Source organism: Streptomyces sp. NBC_01460 (assembly GCF_036227405.1).
Classification (GTDB): domain Bacteria; phylum Actinomycetota; class Actinomycetes; order Streptomycetales; family Streptomycetaceae; genus Streptomyces.
Map to the genome: position 1 here is coordinate 7275773 of NZ_CP109473.1, position 18745 is coordinate 7294517.

An 18745-nucleotide genomic window follows, 5' to 3' on the forward strand; every position below is an offset into this window, starting at 1 on the left:
CGTGGCGGCCGAAGTCCTCTGGTACATCATCCCGCGCGAAGGCGCCTACCCCTGGGAACCCGAGGGCCGGCGGACCGCCGACCTCGGCTATCTCAGCCGGCTCGCCGGAACCGTCGAACAGCTCGGTTACAGCGGCGCCCTGCTCGCCACCGACCTGTACGACGTGTGGCCGCTGGGCAGCGCCCTCGCCGCGTCCACCAGCACCCGGTTCAAGCCGCTGCTCGCCGTCCATCCCGGGCTCATCTCGCCGACCCTACTGGCCAAGATGGCGCTCAGCTTCGACCAGCTCTTCGGGGGGCGCCTGCGCTTCAACGTCGTCAACGGCTCGACGAAGTCGCTCCAGGAGTACGGACTCCATGTGGAGCACGACGAGCGGTACGCGCTCAGCGCCGAGTACTGGTCGATCGTGAAGAGGCTGACGGCGGGAGAGGTGTTCGACCACAAGGGCCGCTTCTACGACCTGAAGAACGCGGGAGCCTCGTTCCGTGACCTGAAGCCGGTACAGGCCCCGCACATCCCGCTGTGGTTCGGGGGCTCGTCCGACCCGGGGATCGAGATGGCGGCCGAGCACGTCGACGTCTTCCTCACCTGGGGTGAACCGCCACACCTGCTCAAGGAGAAGCTGGAGAAGGTCCGGGCGCGGGCCCGCGCCCACGGCCGCACCCTGCGCATCGGACTGCGGCTCCACCTCATCGTGCGCGACACGGAGGACGAGGCGTGGGCCGCCGCCGACCGGCTGCTGGACGTCACCAGCGAGGCGACGTACGCCCGCATGCTCGGCGACCGGGCCGGTGAGGAGGGAGTGGGCTGGCAGCGTCAGTTCCGGCAGCACGGCGGGCGGGTCCCGGCCCGTGCGCGGGAACTGGAGACGCACCCCAACATGTGGCCGGGCATGAGTCTCTTCAGGCCCGGCCCCGGCACGGCGGTCGTCGGCTCGACGGCCCAGGTCGTGGAGCGTCTCAAGGAGTTCGAGGACCTGGGTGTCGACACCTTCATCCTGTCCGGGAACCCACTCCTGGAGGAGGCCTACAGGGTCGCGGAAACCGTGCTCCCGGCGCTCGGTGTCGTGCGCTGAGCCCGGTCCCGGCCGGGCGCCGCCGCGCTCCCCGGCCGCTCGGCCGGGGCTGCGGTCGCCGGTCCCCGGTGCAAGACTCGGAAGGTGAGTGATGTCCGGCGTGTGCGAACGCGCCGGGCACGGAATCCGCCCGAGGAGCACACCATGCTCGACCCCGCTTTCGTCACCGGCGCCCCCAACTGGGTCGACCTCGGCACTCCCGACATCGACGCCGCCACGGCCTTCTACCACGGGCTCTTCGGCTGGGAGCTGGTGCCCGGTGGCCCCGAGACAGGCAGGTACGGGACGTACCGGCTGAGGGACAGGACCGTCGCCGGCGTCATGACCGTCCCCGAGGAGCAGGGCAAGCCGGCCTGGTCGGTCTACTTCCAGACCCCCGACGCCGACGCCACCACGAGGACGGTCGAGCAGGCCGGCGGCCGTGCGATGTTCCCCCCGCTGGACGTACTCGGCTACGGGCGCATGGGCGGCTTCACGGACAGCGCCGGCGCGTACTTCGGCGTCTGGCAGCCGGGGACGAACACCGGCCTCGGCATCACCATGGAGCCGGGCGCGCTGATCTGGTCCGAGCTCCACACCCCGGACGTTCCCTCGGCGGCCGCCTTCTTCCACACGGTCTTCGGCTGGCAGACCGAGGCCATGGCCTACCCCAGCGGTTCCTACACGATGGTCCGCCCGGCCGGCGGTGAGGGTGCCGACTCGTCCTTCGGCGGCATCGTGCCCCTCGACGAGGCTCCCGGCCAGGAGCCGGCGGGGCCGCACTGGCTGCCGTACTTCGCCGTGGACGACGCCGACGCGACCGCCGCCGGGGCGGAACGGCTGGGCGGGCGGGTGGTCGTGCCCGCCACCGACGTACCCGAGGTCGGCCGGATCGCCACCCTCACCGATCCCGCGGGAGCGGCGTTCGCGGTGATCAAGCCCGCCCCCATGTAGCCCGTGACCGGGCCCGCCCGGCTGCGGCGGGGCGGGCCCGGAGCCCTGTCGGCCCGCTGTCGACCAATCGTTGATCACTTGTTTATCGGGACAGGGCACCGTGTGGCCCATGCCCACCAACACCATGACCGACGAGCTCGCCTGGCAGGAGACCGCGTTGTGCGCGCAGGCCGGGCCCGACTTCTTCTTCCCGGCCCCGGGAAGCTCCACCCGGGAGGCCAAGCAGCTCTGCAACGCCTGCGAGAACCGTGCGGCCTGCCTGGAGTTCGCACTCGCCCACGACGAGCGCTTCGGGGTCTGGGGAGGACTCTCCGAGAAGGAACGGGAGCGGCTCCGCCGAGGCCGGTCCGAGCGACGCTGACGCGGCGCGAGCTCCCGCCGCCGGGGCCGTGATCCAGTCGCGCGCCCCGGTCGTGTGACCGCTCCGCGTGACCGTGTCACGTGACCGCCCCACGCGCCGGTTCCACGTGACGGTCTCACGCGACGGGGTCACGTGATCCGGAAGGTCTCCCCGTACACCTTCCACACCAGTGGCTTCGTCAGTTCGAGATTGCCGTCGCGCAGGGACATCCGCTGCGCGGTGTCGATCCGCGTCGTGTCCCGCTGGACCTTCCGCGCCTTGTTCGCCGACCGGCTCTCGTCGAGGAAGGCGTTCAGGTGCGCCGTCTCGTCGCCGCCCTCGCGGCCGTGTCCGCCGACGCCATCGCCGCGTCGCGGATGCCGTAGAAGCCGTCCGCCTCGACACCGGGCCCGTGCAGCACCATCGCGTCGTAGTAGACGAACTGTCCCGGGGTGCCGAGGCCGTCCAGCTTCGCGAGCCGCACCACGGGCTCGAAGTGGAGCCTGTCGCGGGTCGCGTCCTGGGCCTCCCGGAACGCCGGATCCTCCGCGGCCCGGTGCCAGGCGCCGGTGAAGCCCGGGTCCAGGCCCTCGTGCGAGTCGGAGCCGTCCACCGCGCGCGGAGCGGGAAGGAACGGCGCCAGGGGATCGTCCGGGTGCTCCTCGGTGTACGCCTCGACGCAGCGCGTCGATCTCCTCGTCGTGCTCGTCGGCCTGCCCGGCCGCCTCCGGCTCCGCCGTGCCGGTCTTCTCGGTTCCGGTCGCCTGCCGAATGATCGTGGGCGGCTCGGAGTCGCCACCGCTGAACAGGATCGAAGCGGCGATCGCAAGCGGCGCACCGAGAAGGACAAGACGCGTCACAGGTCTCACCCGGCACGAGGCACGTTCCGTGAAGCTGTGGGGTCAGCCCGGACGTGGAGCGCCGGCGCACGCGTGCCGCGTGCGCCGCCGCTGTCCGGCGGTCCGGGGAGCGGATCCCGGGCCCTGCCGGCTGGATGCCGGGCGGATCAGCCCTGGGCGGCCCGGGCCGCCACGCGCGCCTTGCGCGCCGCCAGCTTCTCGTCGAACTTGGACGCCTCGCTGTCCAGGCCGCTCATGTACAGCCCGAGTTCCTCCTGCGCCTTGAGGCCCTCCGGGCCGAGTCCGTCGATCTCGAGGACCTTCAGGTAGCGCAGGACGGGCTGGATCACGTCGTCGTGGTGGATCCGCATGTTGTAGATCTCGCCGATCGCCATCTGCGCGGCGGCCCGCTCGAAGCCGGGCATGCCGTGTCCGGGCATCCGGAAGTTCACGACGACGTCCCGCACGGACTGCATCGTGAGGTCCGGGGCGAGGTCGAAGGCCGCGCCCAGCAGGTTGCGGTAGAAGACCATGTGCAGGTTCTCGTCGGTCGCGATGCGGGCCAGCATCCGGTCGCAGACGGGGTCGCCCGACTGGTGGCCGGTGTTGCGGTGCGAGACGCGCGTCGCGAGCTCCTGGAACGCGACGTACGCGACGGAGTGCAGCATGGAGTGGCGGTTGTCGGACTCGAAGCCCTCCGCCATGTGCGCCATGCGGAACTGCTCCAGCTTGTCCGGGTCCACGGCGCGCGAGGTCAGCAGGTAGTCGCGCATCACGATGCCGTGCCTGCCCTCCTCCGCGGTCCAGCGGTGCACCCAGGTGCCCCAGGCGCCGTCGCGGCCGAAGAGGGAGGCGATCTCGTGGTGGTAGCTGGGGAGGTTGTCCTCGGTGAGCAGGTTCACGACGAGTGCGATGCGTCCGATGTCGGTGACCTTGGACTGGCCGGTCTCCCACGCCTCGCCGTCCTCGAAGATGCCGGGGAAGTTCCGGCCGTCGGAGAACGGTACGTACTCGTGGGGCATCCAGTCCTTGGCGACCTTGAGATGGCGGTTGAGTTCCTTCTCCACCACCTCTTCCAGCGCGTACAGCAGCTGGGCGTCGGTCCACGCCTTCGAACTGCCGAGGTGGGGAGAGGTGATCGTCACGGGGGCTCCTGGGGACGGGAGAATGACCTACGGCTTCGTAGGTTACGTGACCGTAGGTTAAGGCGGCGGTAAGGCCATAGCCAAGCCCTGCCCTCGCGGTGCCCGCTCACCCTCCGTCATCCGTGCAGGTCATCGCCGCACGAGAGCGGACAATTCAGACGTCCTCGCTCCCGATCCCCGGCAGCTGACCAGGGGCGATGTCCCGCAGCCCGTCCGCGTCCAGCAGCAGCCACCGGGTGATTCCCAGCGACCTCAGGAAGGCCAGGTCGTGACTCGCCACGATCAGCGCGCCCTCGTAGGCCGCCAGCGCCGACGTCAGCCGGCGCACACCGGACAGGTCGAGGCTGTTCGTCGGCTCGTCCAGCATCAGCAGCCGGGGAGCCGGCTCGGCGAGCAGCAGCGCCGCCAGCGTGGCCCGGAGGCGCTCGCCGCCCGAGAGGGTGCCTGCGGGGCGGTCCGCACGCCCGCCCTTGAAGAGGAAGTGTGCCAGCTTCGCCCGGATGCCGTTGGCCGTCGTCGCCGGTGCGACCCGTGCCACGTTGTCCACCAGGGACAGGGCGTCGTCGAGGACGTCGAGGCGCTGCGGCAGGAAGCCCACCGGGACCTGGGCGGTCATCGCGCCCGACACGGGGTCCAGCTCGCCGGCGATCGTGCGGAGCAGCGTCGTCTTGCCGGCGCCGTTGCGGCCGACCAGCGCGATCCGCTCCGGACCGCGCAGGTCCCACTCGCCCCGCACCCGTACCCCGTGGGCGAGTTCGAGATCGCTCAGGACCAGCACACCGAGGCCGGGATGCACCTGGGTGCGCGGCAGCTCGATCCGGATCGTCTCGTCGTCCCGCACCGCCCCGACGGCCTCGTCGAGGCGATCCTCGGCGTCGGCCAGGCGTTCGGTGTGCATGATGCGGTGCTTGCCGGCCGACTCCTGGGCGGTTCTCCTGCGCTGGGCCATCACGGCCTTCGGCTCGCGCTTGGTGTCCCACATCTTCTGCCCGTACCGCTTGCGCCGGGACAGTTTGACGTGCGCGTCGGCGAGTTCGCGCTTCTGCCGCCGCACGTCGGCCTCCGCGACCCGCACCATCCGCTCGGCGGCCTCCTGTTCCACGGCCAGGGCCTGCTCGTAGGCGGACAGGTTGCCGCCGTACCACCTGACCGCGCCGTCACGGAGGTCGGCGATCCGGTCCACCCGCTCCAGCAGCTCGCGGTCGTGACTGACGACGACCAGCACCCCGGTCCAGGCGTCGACGGCGTCGTGGAGCCGTCCGCGTGCCTGCAGATCGAGGTTGTTCGTCGGCTCGTCCAGCAGCAGGACGGAGGGGCGGGCCAGCAGCAGCGCGGCCAGGCGCAGCAGCACGCACTCGCCGCCGGACAGGTCACCGATGGTGCGGTCGAGGCCGATACCTGCCAGGCCCAGCTGTCCGAGTACGGCCAGGGCGCGTTCCTCGACGTCCCAGTCGTCCCCGACGGCGGTGAAGTGCTCCTCGCCGGTATCGCCCGCCTCGATGGCGTGGAGGGCCGCCCGCGTCGTGGCGACGCCCAGCACCTGGTCCACCCGCAGCGCCGTGTCCAGGACCAGGTCCTGAGGGAGGTAGCCGATGTCGCCGCCCGTGGTGACGTGCCCGGCGGTCGGGGTGAGTTCACCCGCGATCAGCTTCAACAGGGTCGATTTCCCAGAGCCGTTGAGGCCGATCAGCCCCGTCCGGCCGGGCCCCACAGCCAGCTGGAAGTCGTCGAACACCTCGCTCCCGTCCGGCCAGGCGAACGAGAGGGAGGAACAGAGGATATGCGTGGTGGATGCAGGCACAAGGGCTCCCGGCTGCGTCGAGGAATCACGGAGAACGGCTCGGACGGCTCGGACACTGAGGTGGCACAGGCGCACGCATGCCCGTGGGGGCGGTGCGGCGTGGTGTGCGGACACCTCAGATGTGGAGCAACGTCCTTCTCCGATCCGGCGACGACAGGGACACCGGTGACGTTACGAGCGGGGCCGGCCCGCCCGCAACCGAATTACGGGGCGCCGGGCCGGCGGCCGCTCAGGCGGACCCGCCCAGCAGATCCGTCAGATCTCCGTCCAGGTCGAGGAATCGGTACTCGTCGCCCGCCGGGACCAGTTCCTGCGCGCGCTTCAGGAAGCGGCGCAGTTCGGACGTGCGGACATGCACCATGGCGATGCCCTCGACGGCGTGGAACTCCAGCACCGTACGGTCGTACCCGAAGGGCCGGACCCGGACGTCGCCGACCCCGGCCGGGGTGTCCATGCCGGTGGCGAGCAGCTCACGGGAGAACTCCCAGGACACCTCGGTGCCTTCGAGGGTCGCGGGGCCGGGGAACGCCATGCGGACGGCGAAGGGGTCCTTGCGGTCGTAGTGCAGAGTGGCGGGCAGAGTCTCCATACGCGGCGCGGACGCGACCATACGGGCCTGCACGGACTGCTCGATAACGCTGGACAAGACCTGCTCCCTCTCGCCTCGGACGAACGGTTCCCGGCATTGGAGTAGACGACGGAACGCCTCCATCCGTGCACTGGCGGGTGGCGTGAGCTGCGTCACCGCCCTGCCTCCCTCTGATCAACTGCCCCGTTTCGTGCGGCGCACCCTGGACGGCCGCCCCCCGGTGGGTTAGCTTCCAGCGCCATGAGGGCCATGGGGAAGACGAGACGGCTGGTGGCACTGGGACTCTGCGGCGCGGCGGTGACCGCCGCGCTGGCCGCACCGTCCGCGCAGGCCGGACAGGCCGCGGACCGGGACAGGGAGCCCGCGTGGACGCTCACCGCGACGGGAACGGAGGCGCGCTTCCGCGGTCTCGCGGCCGTCGGCCGCGACGCCGCCTGGGCCGCGGGTTCCGGGGGCACGGTACTGCGCACGACGGACGGGGGACGGCACTGGCGAGACGTGTCGCCGGCCGGCGCTTCGGGGCTGGAGTTCCGTGACATCGAGGCGTTCGGCCGAAACAGGGCGGTCGCCCTGGCCATCGGCGAGGGCGACGCGTCCCGGGTCTTCCGCACCGAGGACGGCGGCGCGACCTGGACCGAGTCCTTCCGCAACACCGACGCCCGGGCCTTCTACGACTGCATGACCTTCTTCGACAGCCGTCACGGCCTGGCGATGAGCGACCCGGTGGACGGGAGGTTCCGCATCCTGTCGACCTCCGACGGAGGCCGGAACTGGCGGGTGCTGCCCGATGCCGGGATGCCCGCGGCGCAGCCCGGCGAGGCCGGGTTCGCGGCGAGCGGCCAGTGCCTCGTCAGCGCGGGTGCCAAGGACGTCTGGCTCGCCACCGGCGGCGCGGCGACCGCGCGGGTGCTGCACTCGGGCGACCGCGGACTGACCTGGACGCAGGCCGCCTCGCCGATCCCGGCGGGGGACCCGGCGCGTGGGGTGTTCGGCCTCGCGTTCCGTGACCGTACGCACGGCATCGCGGTGGGCGGCGACTACCGGGCCGGCCAGGCGTCGCCTGCCGCCGCGTCCGTCACCGCGAACGGCGGGCGGAGCTGGCAGGGTTCGGCCACCCCGCCGCCCGCCTACCGGTCCGGCGTCGCCTGGCTGCCGCACACCAGGGCGTCGGCGCTCGCGGTGGGCCCCACCGGTACGGATGTCACCCGGGACGGCGGACGTACCTGGCTTACCGTGGACTCCGGCTCGTACGACACGGTCGACTGCGCACCGGACGGCGGCTGCTGGGCCTCGGGGGAGAAGGGACGAGTGGCGCGGCTGGGGTAGCGGCCGGAGACCTCACACAGGTACGCACCTCACGCAGGCACGCACCTCACGCAGGCACGCACCTCATGCACGTACGACCTCATGCACGTACGACCTCACGCACGTACGACCTCATGCACGTGCGACCTCACGCACGTACGCACGCATGCACGAAGGGACCTTTCCGCTGTGACGGACGCCGACCACGAGGATGTTCTGGGCAGGATCGCCGAGGGGCTCGTCTACACCGAGTCGGAAGCCGCCTTCCTGGCCCCCCGGCGCCGCGCCGACCAGATCTTCGCGTACAACGCGACACCACCCGGCCAGGAGGAGAGGCGTCGGTCGCTGCTCGTCGAGATCTTCGGCTCGGTCGGGGCGCGTACGGCGCTGCTGGCGCCGTTCCACGCGGCGTTCGGCAGCAACGTCCACATAGGCGACGACTTCTTCGGCAACGTCAACCTCACGTTCGTCGACGACGTGGACATCCGCATCGGCAACGATGTCATGATCGCTCCCAGCGTGACCCTGACCACGACGGGGCACCCGGTGCACCCATCGCGCCGCGCCGACTTCGGGCGGTTCTCCGAGCCGATCGACATCGAGGACAAGGTGTGGATCGGCAGCAACGTGGTGATCCTGCCCGGCGTCCGCATCGGATACGGGTCGGTCATCGGCGCGGGCAGCGTCGTCAGCCGCAGCATCCCCCCGATGTCCGTCGCGCTCGGGACACCGTGCCGGGTGATCCGCGCCATCACGGACGAGGACCTCACCACGCGTACCGCGGGACACCGGGGAGCGCGCCGAGCCGTGACCGAAGCCCCGCTCCACGAGCCGGTGGCGGCCGTCCGCGGCGAGTCGGGTGAGATCATGCGTCCATGAGCGGCGACCTGGAAGTGAGTGCACTGGCGATCAACGTCACGATCCCGGAGGCTCTCCGGTGGACGGACACCCGACGCGGCGAAGCGTTCACGCTGACCACACTGAACGTCCGGCTCCTCCCGGACGGACAGCTCGCTGCGAAGGCCTACGGCCGGCCGGTCGGCGGGGGCCGGGGCGCATACGTCTCGTTCCCCGTCCCGGACAGGCCCGAGTTGGCGGCGCTGATCGGCACTGCCGCCGACCGTGCCGGGACGTTGTGGGCCGCTCACCGTGGTCTCGGCTGACCCGGGCCGACGTGAAGCCGGGCGGTGGCAGCCCGGGCAGTGGCCCCCTGCGGCAGCAGGGCGGGGCGCACATGGTCCGACGCGTTGCCCGCCGGGCAGCTACTGCCGGTACGGCGCGAGCGCGTCCGAGGTCTTCGTCGCGATGAACTCCGTGATCCGGTAGGCGCACACCCCGTGCACCGCGAAGGGGTCGGAGGCCGCGATCCTCTCCATCTCGCCGCGGTCCTCGCCGACGGCCAGGATCACGCCGCCGTCGCGGGGGCTCTTCCGCCCGGAGGCGATGAACACCCCGGCCGCGTACTGCGCGTCCAGCCAGGTGACGTGCTCCGTCATGAGGGCGTCGACGCGCTCGACCGGTGCGGTGTAGGTCAACTCGAGAACGAACATGATCGCCAGATTACCGGCTGCCTAGACTGACGCGTCATGACGACTTTCAGGATGCCCGCCGACGAGGCCGAAGCCCGGGCGGTCCAGGACGCGTTGCGCGAGCGGGTCGTGCTGGACGAGCCGGGGCCGCCACCGGGCACCGGCCGGGTGACCGGGGTCGATGTCGCCTACGACGACGAGCGGGACGTGGTCGTCGCGGCGGCCGTCGTCCTGGACGCGGCGACCCTGGAGGTGGTCGCCGAGTCCACCGCCGAGGGCCGGGTGACGTTCCCGTACGTCCCCGGGCTCCTCGCCTTCCGGGAGATCCCGGCCGTCATGGCCGCGTTGGAGGGCCTGCCGGTGGATCCCGGGCTCGTCGTCTGCGACGGCTACGGGCGCGCCCACCCGCGCAGGTTCGGCCTCGCCAGCCACCTCGGCGTCCTCACCGGCCTTCCGGTCATCGGCGTCGCGAAGAACCCGTTCACCTTCCGTTACGAACAACCCGGGCCCCGGCGCGGGGACTTCACCCCGCTGATGGACGGGGACGAGGAGGTGGGCCGGGCCCTGCGCACGCAGGACTCCACGAAGCCCGTCTTCGTCTCCGTCGGTCACCGCACCGGCCTGGACAACGCCTGCGCCCAGACGCTGGCGCTGGCCCGCGACTTCCGCCAGCCGGAGACCACGCGCAGGGCGGACGCCCTCTGCCGGTCGGCACTCCGGGAAGCGATCGGCTGATCCCGGACCCGCTCGCCGATCTGTTGCGAACTGAGTACATGTACGGATGTTGCTCGTCGAACATCAGGGGCAGGCTGGTACACATGATCGACCACCACGCACCTCAGATGAGCACCGGAACCGTACGTCTCTCCCAGCGCGGCGTCGCCGTGGGCATGACTCTGGGCGTCCTCGCAGGAGGGGCCTGGACCGTCTCCATGGTCGTCACGCTGGCCTCCTGGGTGTTCTGACCGGAGGCGGGTGTCCGCGGGCGCTCAGCGCACCGCCGCGACCCGGAAGCGCAGACCGGCGGCGGTCAGCCGCTCCAGCAGCGCGTCGCCCATCGCCACGGCCGTCGTGACCTGACCCGACGTCGCCGGAAGGTCGTCGAGGGCGAGCGAGAGAGCCGCCTCGGCCAGCATCTTCGCCGTCTCGCCGTACCCCGGGTCGCCCCCCGACACCTCGGTGAAGACCCGGCGGCCGCCACCCTCGCCGACGAAGCGGACCGTGAACCAGCTGCGCTTCCTGCGCTCCTCGCCCGGGCCCGTCCCCGGCTCGACCCGGGCCGACAGCCAGTCGCGCGCGGCCGGGATCTGGGCGGCGCCCGCCAGCAGGACGACGGCCCCCACGCCGCCGAGCGCCACCGGAAGGCGCTTCACCGAGGCGAAGTGCCGGTAGCGGAAGTCGGGACCGTAGCGCTCCAGCGCCCGCGCCGACCGCTCCACGACGCGCGGGTCCAGGGTCGGCAGCGGCAGCGCCCAGGTCCCGGTCTCCGGGCTGAAGTGCGGTGTCCCCTGCGGCGCCCGGGCCCGGCGCCCGACCAGACGCGGCTCGTGCAGCCGGCGCTCCTTCGCGGCGCGCACCATCTGCGGACCGCGGCCCATCGCGGTGAGCGCCGAGGCGAAGGTGCCGCCGGAGAAGACCGCGTCGGTGCGGACGTAGCCGTCGACGGTCAGCGGAACGCCTTCCGGGAGCTGACGCACGGTGAACCAGACGCCGAGGTCGTGCGGTACGGAGTCGAAGCCGCACGCGTGCACGAGACGCGCTCCCGTCTCACGGGCCCGGCCGTCGTGTTCCAGGTACATCCGGTCGACGAACTCCGCCTCACCCGTGAGGTCGGTGTAGTCGGTCCCGGCCTCCGCGCAGGCGGCGACCAGCTTCTCGCCGTACCAGACGTACGGTCCGACCGTGGATGCCACCACGTGCGCCGACTCGGCGAGTGCGCGCAGGGCGTCGGTGTCGTCCGCGTCCGCCGTCAGCAGGGGCAGGTCCGCGCAGTGCGGGTGCCGTGCCGCGAGACGTTCGCGCAGCTGTTCCAGCTTGCCGCGGCTCCGCCCGGCCAGGGCCCAGCGGCAGCCTTCCGGCGCGTGTGCGGCCAGATATTCGGCCGTGAGCGCCCCCACGAAGCCGGTGGCTCCGAAAAGGACGACGTCATAAGGCCGTTCCGGCCCGTTCTGCCTGTTCATGAGTGCCTCCGTGGACGCCGGTGCCGATCTGGGAGGCAGAGGGTAGCGGAGGTGTTCGTGGTGCCGTGCGGCCGGGCGGGCCCCGGTGCGAGAGGATCCAGGGAAAAGAACTAAGCGCTTGCTCGGCCAAAAGGGTTGTGCGGAGCGTGGTCCGTTCTTAGCATCATCGATGTTACATCAGTTGTGTCACACCGCTGGGGGCTTGATGGCAAGGACAGGGCACGGGTCGCAGGGCCCGCTGACCGGGGTGCGCGTCGTCGAACTGGCGGGCATCGGCCCGGGGCCGTTCGCCGCGATGCTCCTCGCCGACCTCGGCGCCGACGTGGTGCGCGTCGACCGGCCGGGAGGTTCGGCGCTCGGTATCGAACCGGCCTTCGACCTCACCAACCGCAACAAGAGATCGGTCCTCGTCGACCTCAAGGCCGAGGACGGAGCCGGTCAGGTCCTCGACCTCGTCGAGCGCGCGGACGTCCTCATCGAGGGCTACCGGCCGGGCGTCGCCGAACGTCTCGGCGTGGGCCCCGACGCCTGTCTGGAGCGCAACCCTCGGCTCGTCTACGGGCGGATGACCGGCTGGGGCCAGGACGGGCCGCTGGCCGACCGGGCAGGACACGACATCGGCTACATCGCCCTCACCGGCACCCTGTCCATGATCGGCAGGTCCGGCGAACCGCCCACGGTGCCCGCCAACCTGGTCGGCGACTACGCCGGCGGCTCGCTCTACCTCGTCGTCGGCGTGCTCGCCGCCCTCCAGCACGCCCGCACACCGGGCGGCACCGGGCAGGTCGTCGACGCGGCCATCGTCGACGGTGCCGCCCATCTCGCCACGATGATCCACGGCATGCTGGCGGCCGGCAGCTGGCAGGACCGGCGCGGCGCCAATCTCCTCGACGGAGGCTGCCCCTTCTACGGCTCCTACGAGACCTCCGACGGCCTGTACATGGCGGTCGGGGCTCTGGAGCCGCGCTTCTACGAGGAGTTCACCGAGCTCCTCGGCCTCGGGGCCGAGGCCCCCGACCGCAACGACCTCGGCCGCTGGGAGGAGCTGCGCGCCCTCGTCGCCGACCGTTTCAGCACCCGTACGCGCGCCGAGTGGACCGAGATCTTCGAGGGGACGGATGCCTGCGTGGCGCCCGTCCTCTCGCTCCGCGAGGCACCCCGCCACCCCCACCTCGCCGCCCGCTCCACCTATGTGGAGCACAGCGGACTCACCCAGCCCGCCCCCGCGCCCCGCTTCTCCGCGACCCCCGTGTCCGTGCGCACCGCACCCGCGCTGCCCGGAGCGGACACCGGGTCCGTCGCGGCCGACTGGGACGTGCCGGGCCTGCTGACCACCGGGAAGGAAACGACCGGCTGATGGAACTCTCCCTGCCGCTGAACTACGCGGGTGACCCGCGCGCCGCCTGCGACGAGGTCGCCGCGCTCGAGTCCGCCGGACTCGATGCCGTCTGGGTCGCCGAGGCGTACGGCTTCGACTCGCCCACCCTCATGGGATACCTCGCCGCCCGCACCGAGCACATGAGGATCGGCGCGGCGATCCTCAACGTCTACTCCCGCACCCCCGCCCTCATCGCCCAGACCGGCGCCGGACTCGACGCCGTGTCGGGCGGCCGGGCCCTGCTCGGCCTCGGCGCGTCCGGCCCGCAGGTCGTGGAGGGCTGGCACGGCAAGCCGTACGACAAGCCGCTCGGCCGGACCCGCGAGACCGTCGAGCTCTGCCGCCGGATCTGGCGCCGCGAGGTCATCGACCACCACGGCATCACCGACATGCCCTTGCCGAAGGAGAAGGGCGGCAAGCTCGGCAAGCCGCTGAAGATCCTCACCCGGCCGGTCCGCGAGACCATCCCCCTCTACGTCGCCTCCCTCGGCCCCGCCAACGTCCGGCTGACCGCCGAGATCGCCGACGGCTGGCTGCCCACCCTCTACATCCCCGAGAAGGCCCAGCAGGTCTGGGGCACGGCCCTGGCCGAGGGCGCGGCGAAGCGCGACCCGGCCCTCGGCCCCCTGCAGACCGTCGCCGGCGGCCTGCTGGCCATCGGCGACGACGCGGCCGCCGTCAGGGACCTCGCCCGCCCCCAGATCGCGCTGTACGTCGGCGGCATGGGCGCGCCCGGCAAGAACTTCTACAACGACCTCGCCGTCGCCTACGGCTACGAGAAGGAGGCCGCCACCATCCAGGAGCTCTACCTCTCCGGGAGGAAGAGGGAGGCGGAGGCCGCCGTGCCGGACGAATTCTGCGAGCTCATGACCCTCTGCGGCCCCGAGGGGTACGTACGCGACCGCCTGGACGCCTTCCGCGAGGCCGGCGTCACCATGCTCAACGTCACGCCCGTCGGCCCCGATCCGGCGCGGCTGATCTCCACCGTCAAGAACTGGCTCCAGGGGGCTTGAAGTGCAGAGGCAGATCTTCACCGAGGAGCACGACGCGTTCCGCGAGACCGTCCGCACGTTCCTGTCCAAGGAGGTTCTCCCGTACTACGAGCAGTGGGAGAAGGACGGCATCGTCGCGCGCGAGGCCTGGCTCGCGGCCGGCCGGCAGGGGCTGCTCGGCCTCGCCGTCCCCGAGGAGTACGGCGGCGGGGGCAACGCCGACTTCCGCTACAGCGCGGTGCTCGCCGAGGAGTTCACCCGGGCGGGTGTCTCCGGGCTGGCGCTCGGCCTCCACAACGACATCATCGGCCCCTACCTCACCGGCCTCGCCACCGACGAGCAGAAGCGGCGGTGGCTGCCCGGCTTCTGCAGCGGCGAGACCATCACCGCCATCGCCATGACGGAACCCGGAGCGGGCTCAGACCTCCAGGGCATCCGGACCGCGGCCGAGGACAAGGGCGACCACTGGCTCCTCAACGGCTCGAAGACGTTCATCTCCAACGGCATCCTCGCCGACCTGGTGATCGTCGTCGCGAAGACCTCGCCGGAGGGCGGGGCGAAGGGCCTCTCGCTCCTCGTCGTCGAGCGCGGCGCCGATGGCTTCGAGCGGGGCCGCAACCTCGACAAGATCGGGCAGAAGTCCCAGGACACCGCCGAGCTGTTCTTCGACGACGTACGCGTCCCCAAGGAGAACCTCCTCGGGGAGCTCGACGGGGCCTTCATCCACCTCATGACCAACCTGGCCCAGGAGCGGATGGGCATAGCGGTCGCCGGGATCGCCGCCGCCGAACACCTCCTGGAGATCACCACCCAGTACGTCAAGGAGCGCGAGGCCTTCGGGCGCCCGCTCTCCAAGCTCCAGCACATCCGCTTCGAGATCGCCGAGATGGCCACCGAGTGCGCCGTCACCCGGGCCTTCCTCGACCGCTGCATCGTCGACCACTCCGAGGGCACACTCGACGCCGTCCACGCCTCGATGGCCAAGTGGTGGGCCACCGAACTGCAGAAGCGCGTCGCCGACCGCTGCCTGCAACTCCACGGCGGATACGGCTACATGACGGAGTACCGGGTCGCCAAGGCCTTCACCGACGGCCGCATCCAGACCATCTACGGCGGGACGACCGAGATCATGAAGGAGATCATCGGCCGTTCGCTGCTCGCCTGACCCCTCCGCCCAGCACCGACCCCGAAAGGCAGCTGCCTTGAGTACCGAAGCATTCGTCTACGACGCGATCCGCACCCCGCGCGGCCGCGGCAAGGCCAACGGCGCCCTGCACGGCACCAAGCCGATCGACCTCGTCGTCGGCCTCATCCACGAGATCCGTGGCCGCTTCCCCGGCCTCGACCCGGCGGCCATCGACGACATCGTCCTCGGCGTGGTCAGCCCGCTCGGCGACCAGGGCTCCGACATCGCCCGGATCGCCGCCATCGCCGCCGGACTGCCGGACTCGGTCGCCGGCGTGCAGGAGAACCGCTTCTGTGCCTCGGGCCTCGAAGCGGTCAACCTGGCCGCCGCGAAGGTCCGTTCGGGGTGGGAGGACCTCGTCCTGGCGGGCGGTGTCGAGTCGATGTCCCGCGTGCCGATGGGCTCCGACGGTGGTGCCTGGGCCATGGACCCGATGACCAGCTTCGAGACCGGCTTCGCCCCGCAGGGAATCGGCGCCGACCTCATCGCCACCATCGAGGGCTTCTCACGCCGCGACGTGGACGAGTACGCCGCACTGTCCCAGGAGCGCGCCGCCATCGCCTGGAAGGAGGAGCGCTTCGCCCGGTCCGTCGTCCCCGTCAGGGACCGCAACGGGCTGCTCGTCCTCGACCACGACGAGCACATGCGCCCCGGCACGACCGCCGACTCCCTCGCGTCACTGAAGCCCTCGTTCGCCGCGATCGGCGAGATGGGCGGCTTCGACGCCGTGGCGCTCCAGAAGTACCACTGGGTCGAGAAGATCGACCACGTCCACCACGCGGGCAACTCCTCCGGGATCGTGGACGGCGCCGCCCTCGTCGCGATCGGGTCCAAGGAGACCGGCGAGCGCTACGGGCTCACCCCGCGCGCCCGGATCGTCTCCGCCGCCGTCTCGGGATCCGAGCCGACCATCATGCTCACCGGCCCCGCCCCCGCCACCCGCAAGGCGCTGGCCAAGGCCGGGCTCACCATCGACGACATCGACCTGGTCGAGATCAACGAGGCCTTCGCCGGAGTCGTCCTGCGCTTCGTCAAGGACATGGGCCTCAGCCTCGACAAGGTCAACGTCAACGGCGGCGCCATCGCACTCGGACACCCCCTCGGCGCGACCGGGGCGATGATCCTCGGCACCCTCATCGACGAACTGGAGCGCCAGGACAAGCGCTACGGCCTCGCCACCCTCTGCGTCGGCGGCGGCATGGGCGTCGCCACCGTCATCGAGCGTCTCTGACCGTCCCGTCCCCAGACCTCTCACGGAGAAGACAAGCAATGACCGAGAGCACGACCATTCGCTGGGAACAGGACGAGACCGGCGTCGTCACCCTCGTACTCGACGACCCCGCCCAGTCCGCCAACACGATGAACCAGGCCTTCCGCGACTCCATCGCGGCCGTCGCCGACCGCGCGGAGGCCGAGAAGGACTCCATCCGGGGCATCATCTACACCTCCGCCAAGAAGACCTTCTTCGCGGGCGGCGACCTCAAGGACATGATCCGGATCGGCCCGGAGAACGCCCAGGACGCCTTCGACGCCGGAACCGCCATCAAGAACTCCCTGCGCCGCATCGAGACCCTCGGCAAGCCGGTCGTCGCGGCCATCAACGGCGCCGCGCTCGGCGGGGGGTACGAGATCGCGCTCGCCTCCCACCACCGCGTCGCCCTGGACGCCCCCGGCTCGCGGATCGGCCTGCCGGAGGTCACCCTCGGCCTGCTGCCCGCGGGCGGCGGAGTCACCCGCACCGTACGGCTGATGGGCATCGCCGACGCCCTGCTGAAGGTCCTGCTCCAGGGCACCCAGTACACCCCGCGGCGGGCGCTGGAGAACGGCCTCGTCCACGAGGTCGCCGACACCCGGGAGGAGATGCTCGACAAGGCCCGCGCCTTCATCGACGCCAACCCCGAGTCGCAGCAGCCCTGGGACGTCAAGGGCTACCGCATCCCCGGCGGCACCCCGTCGCACCCGAAGTTCGCGGCCAACCTGCCGGCGTTCCCCGCCAACCTCAAGAAGCAGCTCGCGGGCGCGCCCATGCCGGCGCCCCGCAACATCATGGCCGCGGCGGTCGAGGGCTCGCAGGTCGACTTCGAGAGCGCCCAGGTCATCGAGGCGCGCTACTTCACCGAGCTGGTCACCGGCCAGGTCGCGAAGAACATGATCCAGGCGTTCTTCTTCGACCTCCAGGCCGTCAACTCCGGTGCCAGCCGCCCGGACGGCATCGAGGAGCGCCAGGTCCGCAAGGTGGCGGTCCTCGGCGCCGGGATGATGGGCGCCGGCATCGCCTACTCCTGTGCCCGCGCCGGCATCGACGTCGTCCTGAAGGACGTCTCCGCCGAGGCCGCCGCCAAGGGCAAGGCGTACAGCGAGAAGCTGCTCGCCAAGGCGCTCTCCCGGGGCCGCACGACCGAGGCGAAGCGGGACGAGCTGCTGGCCCGCATCACCCCGACCGGTGACCCGGCCGACCTGGCGGGCTGCGACGCCGTGATCGAGGCGGTGTTCGAGGACACCGCGCTCAAGCACAAGGTGTTCCAGGAGATCCAGGGCGTCATCGAGCCCGACGCGCTGCTCTGCTCCAACACCTCGACCCTGCCGATCACCGTGCTCGCCGAGGGCGTCGAGCGTCCGGTGGACTTCATCGGGCTGCACTTCTTCTCACCCGTGGACAAGATGCCGCTGGTCGAGATCATCAAGGGCGGGAAGACCGGGGACGAGGCCCTCGCCCGCGCCTTCGACCTGGTGCGCCGGATCAAGAAGACCCCGATCGTCGTCAACGACTCACGTGGCTTCTTCACCTCGCGCGTCATCGGCCACTTCATCAACGAGGGCGTCGCGATGGTCGGCGAGGGCGTCGAGCCCGCGTCGGTCGAGCAGGCGGCGGCGCAGGCCGGCTACCCGGCCAAGGTGCTCTCCCTCATGGACGAGCTCACGCTCACCCTGCCGCGCAAGATCCGCAACGAGACCCGGCGCGCCGTCGAGGAGGCGGGCGGCACCTGGGCCACGCACCCCGCGGACGCCGTCATCGACCGGATGGTCGACGAGTTCGGGCGGCCCGGCCGCAGCGGGGGAGCGGGCTTCTACGAGTACGGCGAGGACGGCGGGCGCGGCCTGCTGTGGCCCGGACTCCGTGAGCACTTCACGAAGCCGGGGACCGAGATCCCGTTCGAGGACATGAAGGAGCGGATGCTCTTCTCCGAGGCACTGGACAGCGTCCGCTGCCTGGAGGAGAACGTCCTCATGACCGTCGCCGACGCCAACATCGGCTCCATCATGGGCATCGGCTTCCCCGCGTGGACCGGCGGTGTGCTCCAGTACATCAACGGGTACGAAGGCGGCCTGCCCGGATTCGTGGCGCGCGCCCGGCAGCTGGCGGAGCGCTACGGCGACCGCTTCCTGCCGTCCGCGCTCCTGCTGGAGAAGGCGGAGAAGGGCGAGACCTTCCACGACTGACGGCGCCCCCGC

General features: G+C 71.3%; 18 protein-coding genes and 1 pseudogene. 13 read left to right on the top strand and 6 right to left on the bottom strand.

Annotation, left to right across the window (positions count from 1 at the left end; all coding sequences use genetic code 11):
- Position 1: 1 nt before the first annotated feature.
- From OG488_RS32760 to OG488_RS32770, 3 genes are all read left to right on the top strand, one after another.
- The gene (locus OG488_RS32760; protein WP_329235748.1) at positions 2 to 1075 is read left to right on the top strand and encodes an LLM class flavin-dependent oxidoreductase; all 1074 of its coding nucleotides are present in this window, start codon (positions 2 to 4) and stop codon (positions 1073 to 1075) included.
- Between the two features lie 144 nt (positions 1076 to 1219).
- Positions 1220 to 2008, top strand: a complete 789-nt coding sequence (locus OG488_RS32765; RefSeq protein WP_329235750.1) for a VOC family protein — start codon at positions 1220 to 1222, stop codon at positions 2006 to 2008.
- Positions 2009 to 2117: 109 nt separating this feature from the next.
- Positions 2118 to 2369 (top strand): WhiB family transcriptional regulator, encoded by a 252-nt coding sequence (locus tag OG488_RS32770; protein ID WP_329235752.1) that lies wholly within the window; start codon positions 2118 to 2120, stop codon positions 2367 to 2369.
- A 128-nt stretch (positions 2370 to 2497) separates the two neighbouring features.
- Here OG488_RS32770 and OG488_RS32775 read toward each other — a convergent pair.
- From OG488_RS32775 to OG488_RS32790, 4 genes and pseudogenes are all read right to left on the bottom strand, one after another.
- A pseudogene (locus OG488_RS32775) lies at positions 2498 to 3027 on the bottom strand (chitosanase); the annotation flags it as partial.
- A 327-nt stretch (positions 3028 to 3354) separates the two neighbouring features.
- Entirely contained in the window at positions 3355 to 4332 is a 978-nt protein-coding gene (locus tag OG488_RS32780) for an acyl-ACP desaturase (protein WP_329235754.1), read from the bottom strand.
- 154 nt (positions 4333 to 4486) lie between these two features.
- Positions 4487 to 6133, bottom strand: coding sequence for an ABC-F family ATP-binding cassette domain-containing protein (locus OG488_RS32785; protein ID WP_329235756.1), 1647 nt, complete (start codon positions 6131 to 6133; stop codon positions 4487 to 4489).
- A 229-nt stretch (positions 6134 to 6362) separates the two neighbouring features.
- Positions 6363 to 6779: an SsgA family sporulation/cell division regulator gene (locus OG488_RS32790; protein ID WP_329235758.1), complete on the bottom strand. Its 417-nt coding sequence runs from the start codon at positions 6777 to 6779 to the stop codon at positions 6363 to 6365.
- A gap of 183 nt (positions 6780 to 6962) precedes the next feature.
- Here OG488_RS32790 and OG488_RS32795 point away from each other — a divergent pair, with 183 nt between their 5' ends.
- From OG488_RS32795 to OG488_RS32805, 3 genes are all read left to right on the top strand, one after another.
- Complete coding sequence (locus OG488_RS32795) at positions 6963 to 8048, top strand: oxidoreductase (protein WP_329235760.1); 1086 nt, start codon at positions 6963 to 6965, stop codon at positions 8046 to 8048.
- A gap of 168 nt (positions 8049 to 8216) precedes the next feature.
- A complete protein-coding gene (locus tag OG488_RS32800) occupies positions 8217 to 8906 on the top strand; it encodes a sugar O-acetyltransferase (RefSeq protein WP_329235764.1) in 690 nt (229 codons plus the stop codon).
- Positions 8903 to 9190: a hypothetical protein gene (locus OG488_RS32805; protein ID WP_329235767.1), complete on the top strand. Its 288-nt coding sequence runs from the start codon at positions 8903 to 8905 to the stop codon at positions 9188 to 9190. Before OG488_RS32800 ends, OG488_RS32805 begins: the two co-directional genes overlap by 4 nt.
- Before the next feature lie 99 nt (positions 9191 to 9289).
- Here the strand turns inward: OG488_RS32805 and OG488_RS32810 are convergent, their stop codons facing one another.
- Entirely contained in the window at positions 9290 to 9577 is a 288-nt protein-coding gene (locus OG488_RS32810; protein ID WP_329235769.1) for a YciI family protein, read from the bottom strand.
- Between the two features lie 36 nt (positions 9578 to 9613).
- Here OG488_RS32810 and OG488_RS32815 point away from each other — a divergent pair, with 36 nt between their 5' ends.
- Positions 9614 to 10291: an endonuclease V gene (locus tag OG488_RS32815; protein ID WP_329235771.1), complete on the top strand. Its 678-nt coding sequence runs from the start codon at positions 9614 to 9616 to the stop codon at positions 10289 to 10291.
- Positions 10292 to 10374: 83 nt separating this feature from the next.
- Positions 10375 to 10521, top strand: a complete 147-nt coding sequence (gene mmpA / locus OG488_RS32820) for a morphogenic membrane protein MmpA (protein WP_376374883.1) — start codon at positions 10375 to 10377, stop codon at positions 10519 to 10521.
- Positions 10522 to 10545: 24 nt separating this feature from the next.
- Here the strand turns inward: mmpA and OG488_RS32825 are convergent, their stop codons facing one another.
- Complete coding sequence (locus OG488_RS32825; RefSeq protein ID WP_329235777.1) at positions 10546 to 11736, bottom strand: saccharopine dehydrogenase family protein; 1191 nt, start codon at positions 11734 to 11736, stop codon at positions 10546 to 10548.
- Positions 11737 to 11941: 205 nt separating this feature from the next.
- Between OG488_RS32825 and OG488_RS32830 the strand changes: the two genes are divergently transcribed.
- The 5 genes from OG488_RS32830 to OG488_RS32850 are packed head-to-tail and all read left to right on the top strand — an operon-like array spanning position 11942 to position 18733.
- Positions 11942 to 13093: a CaiB/BaiF CoA transferase family protein gene (locus tag OG488_RS32830; RefSeq protein WP_329235779.1), complete on the top strand. Its 1152-nt coding sequence runs from the start codon at positions 11942 to 11944 to the stop codon at positions 13091 to 13093.
- Positions 13093 to 14127 (top strand): LLM class F420-dependent oxidoreductase, encoded by a 1035-nt coding sequence (locus tag OG488_RS32835; RefSeq protein WP_329235782.1) that lies wholly within the window; start codon positions 13093 to 13095, stop codon positions 14125 to 14127. The genes OG488_RS32830 and OG488_RS32835 overlap by 1 nt, the downstream gene beginning before the upstream one ends.
- Position 14128: 1 nt before the next feature.
- A complete protein-coding gene (locus tag OG488_RS32840; protein ID WP_329235785.1) occupies positions 14129 to 15271 on the top strand; it encodes an acyl-CoA dehydrogenase family protein in 1143 nt (380 codons plus the stop codon).
- Positions 15272 to 15308: 37 nt separating this feature from the next.
- Positions 15309 to 16523 carry an acetyl-CoA C-acetyltransferase gene (locus tag OG488_RS32845; RefSeq protein ID WP_329235788.1) on the top strand — a complete coding sequence of 405 codons (1215 nt, stop codon included), beginning with the start codon at positions 15309 to 15311 and terminating at the stop codon, positions 16521 to 16523.
- 38 nt (positions 16524 to 16561) lie between these two features.
- Positions 16562 to 18733, top strand: a complete 2172-nt coding sequence (locus OG488_RS32850) for a 3-hydroxyacyl-CoA dehydrogenase NAD-binding domain-containing protein (protein WP_329235791.1) — start codon at positions 16562 to 16564, stop codon at positions 18731 to 18733.
- Positions 18734 to 18745: the final 12 nt, after the last annotated feature.

Excerpts from the sequence above, each read along its gene's own strand:
- OG488_RS32835 (WP_329235782.1), top strand. The coding sequence starts at position 13,093 with ATGGAACTCTCCCTGCCGCTGAACTACGCGGGTGACCCGCGCGCCGCC.
- OG488_RS32830 (WP_329235779.1), top strand. The coding sequence starts at position 11,942 with ATGGCAAGGACAGGGCACGGGTCGCAGGGCCCGCTGACCGGGGTGCGC.
- OG488_RS32805 (WP_329235767.1), top strand. The coding sequence starts at position 8,903 with ATGAGCGGCGACCTGGAAGTGAGTGCACTGGCGATCAACGTCACGATC.
- OG488_RS32825 (WP_329235777.1), bottom strand. The coding sequence starts at position 11,736 with ATGAACAGGCAGAACGGGCCGGAACGGCCTTATGACGTCGTCCTTTTC.
- OG488_RS32815 (WP_329235771.1), top strand. The coding sequence starts at position 9,614 with ATGACGACTTTCAGGATGCCCGCCGACGAGGCCGAAGCCCGGGCGGTC.
- OG488_RS32765 (WP_329235750.1), top strand. The coding sequence starts at position 1,220 with ATGCTCGACCCCGCTTTCGTCACCGGCGCCCCCAACTGGGTCGACCTC.
- OG488_RS32795 (WP_329235760.1), top strand. The coding sequence starts at position 6,963 with ATGAGGGCCATGGGGAAGACGAGACGGCTGGTGGCACTGGGACTCTGC.
- OG488_RS32810 (WP_329235769.1), bottom strand. The coding sequence starts at position 9,577 with ATGTTCGTTCTCGAGTTGACCTACACCGCACCGGTCGAGCGCGTCGAC.
- OG488_RS32770 (WP_329235752.1), top strand. The coding sequence starts at position 2,118 with ATGCCCACCAACACCATGACCGACGAGCTCGCCTGGCAGGAGACCGCG.
- mmpA (WP_376374883.1), top strand. The coding sequence starts at position 10,375 with ATGATCGACCACCACGCACCTCAGATGAGCACCGGAACCGTACGTCTC.
- OG488_RS32850 (WP_329235791.1), top strand. The coding sequence starts at position 16,562 with ATGACCGAGAGCACGACCATTCGCTGGGAACAGGACGAGACCGGCGTC.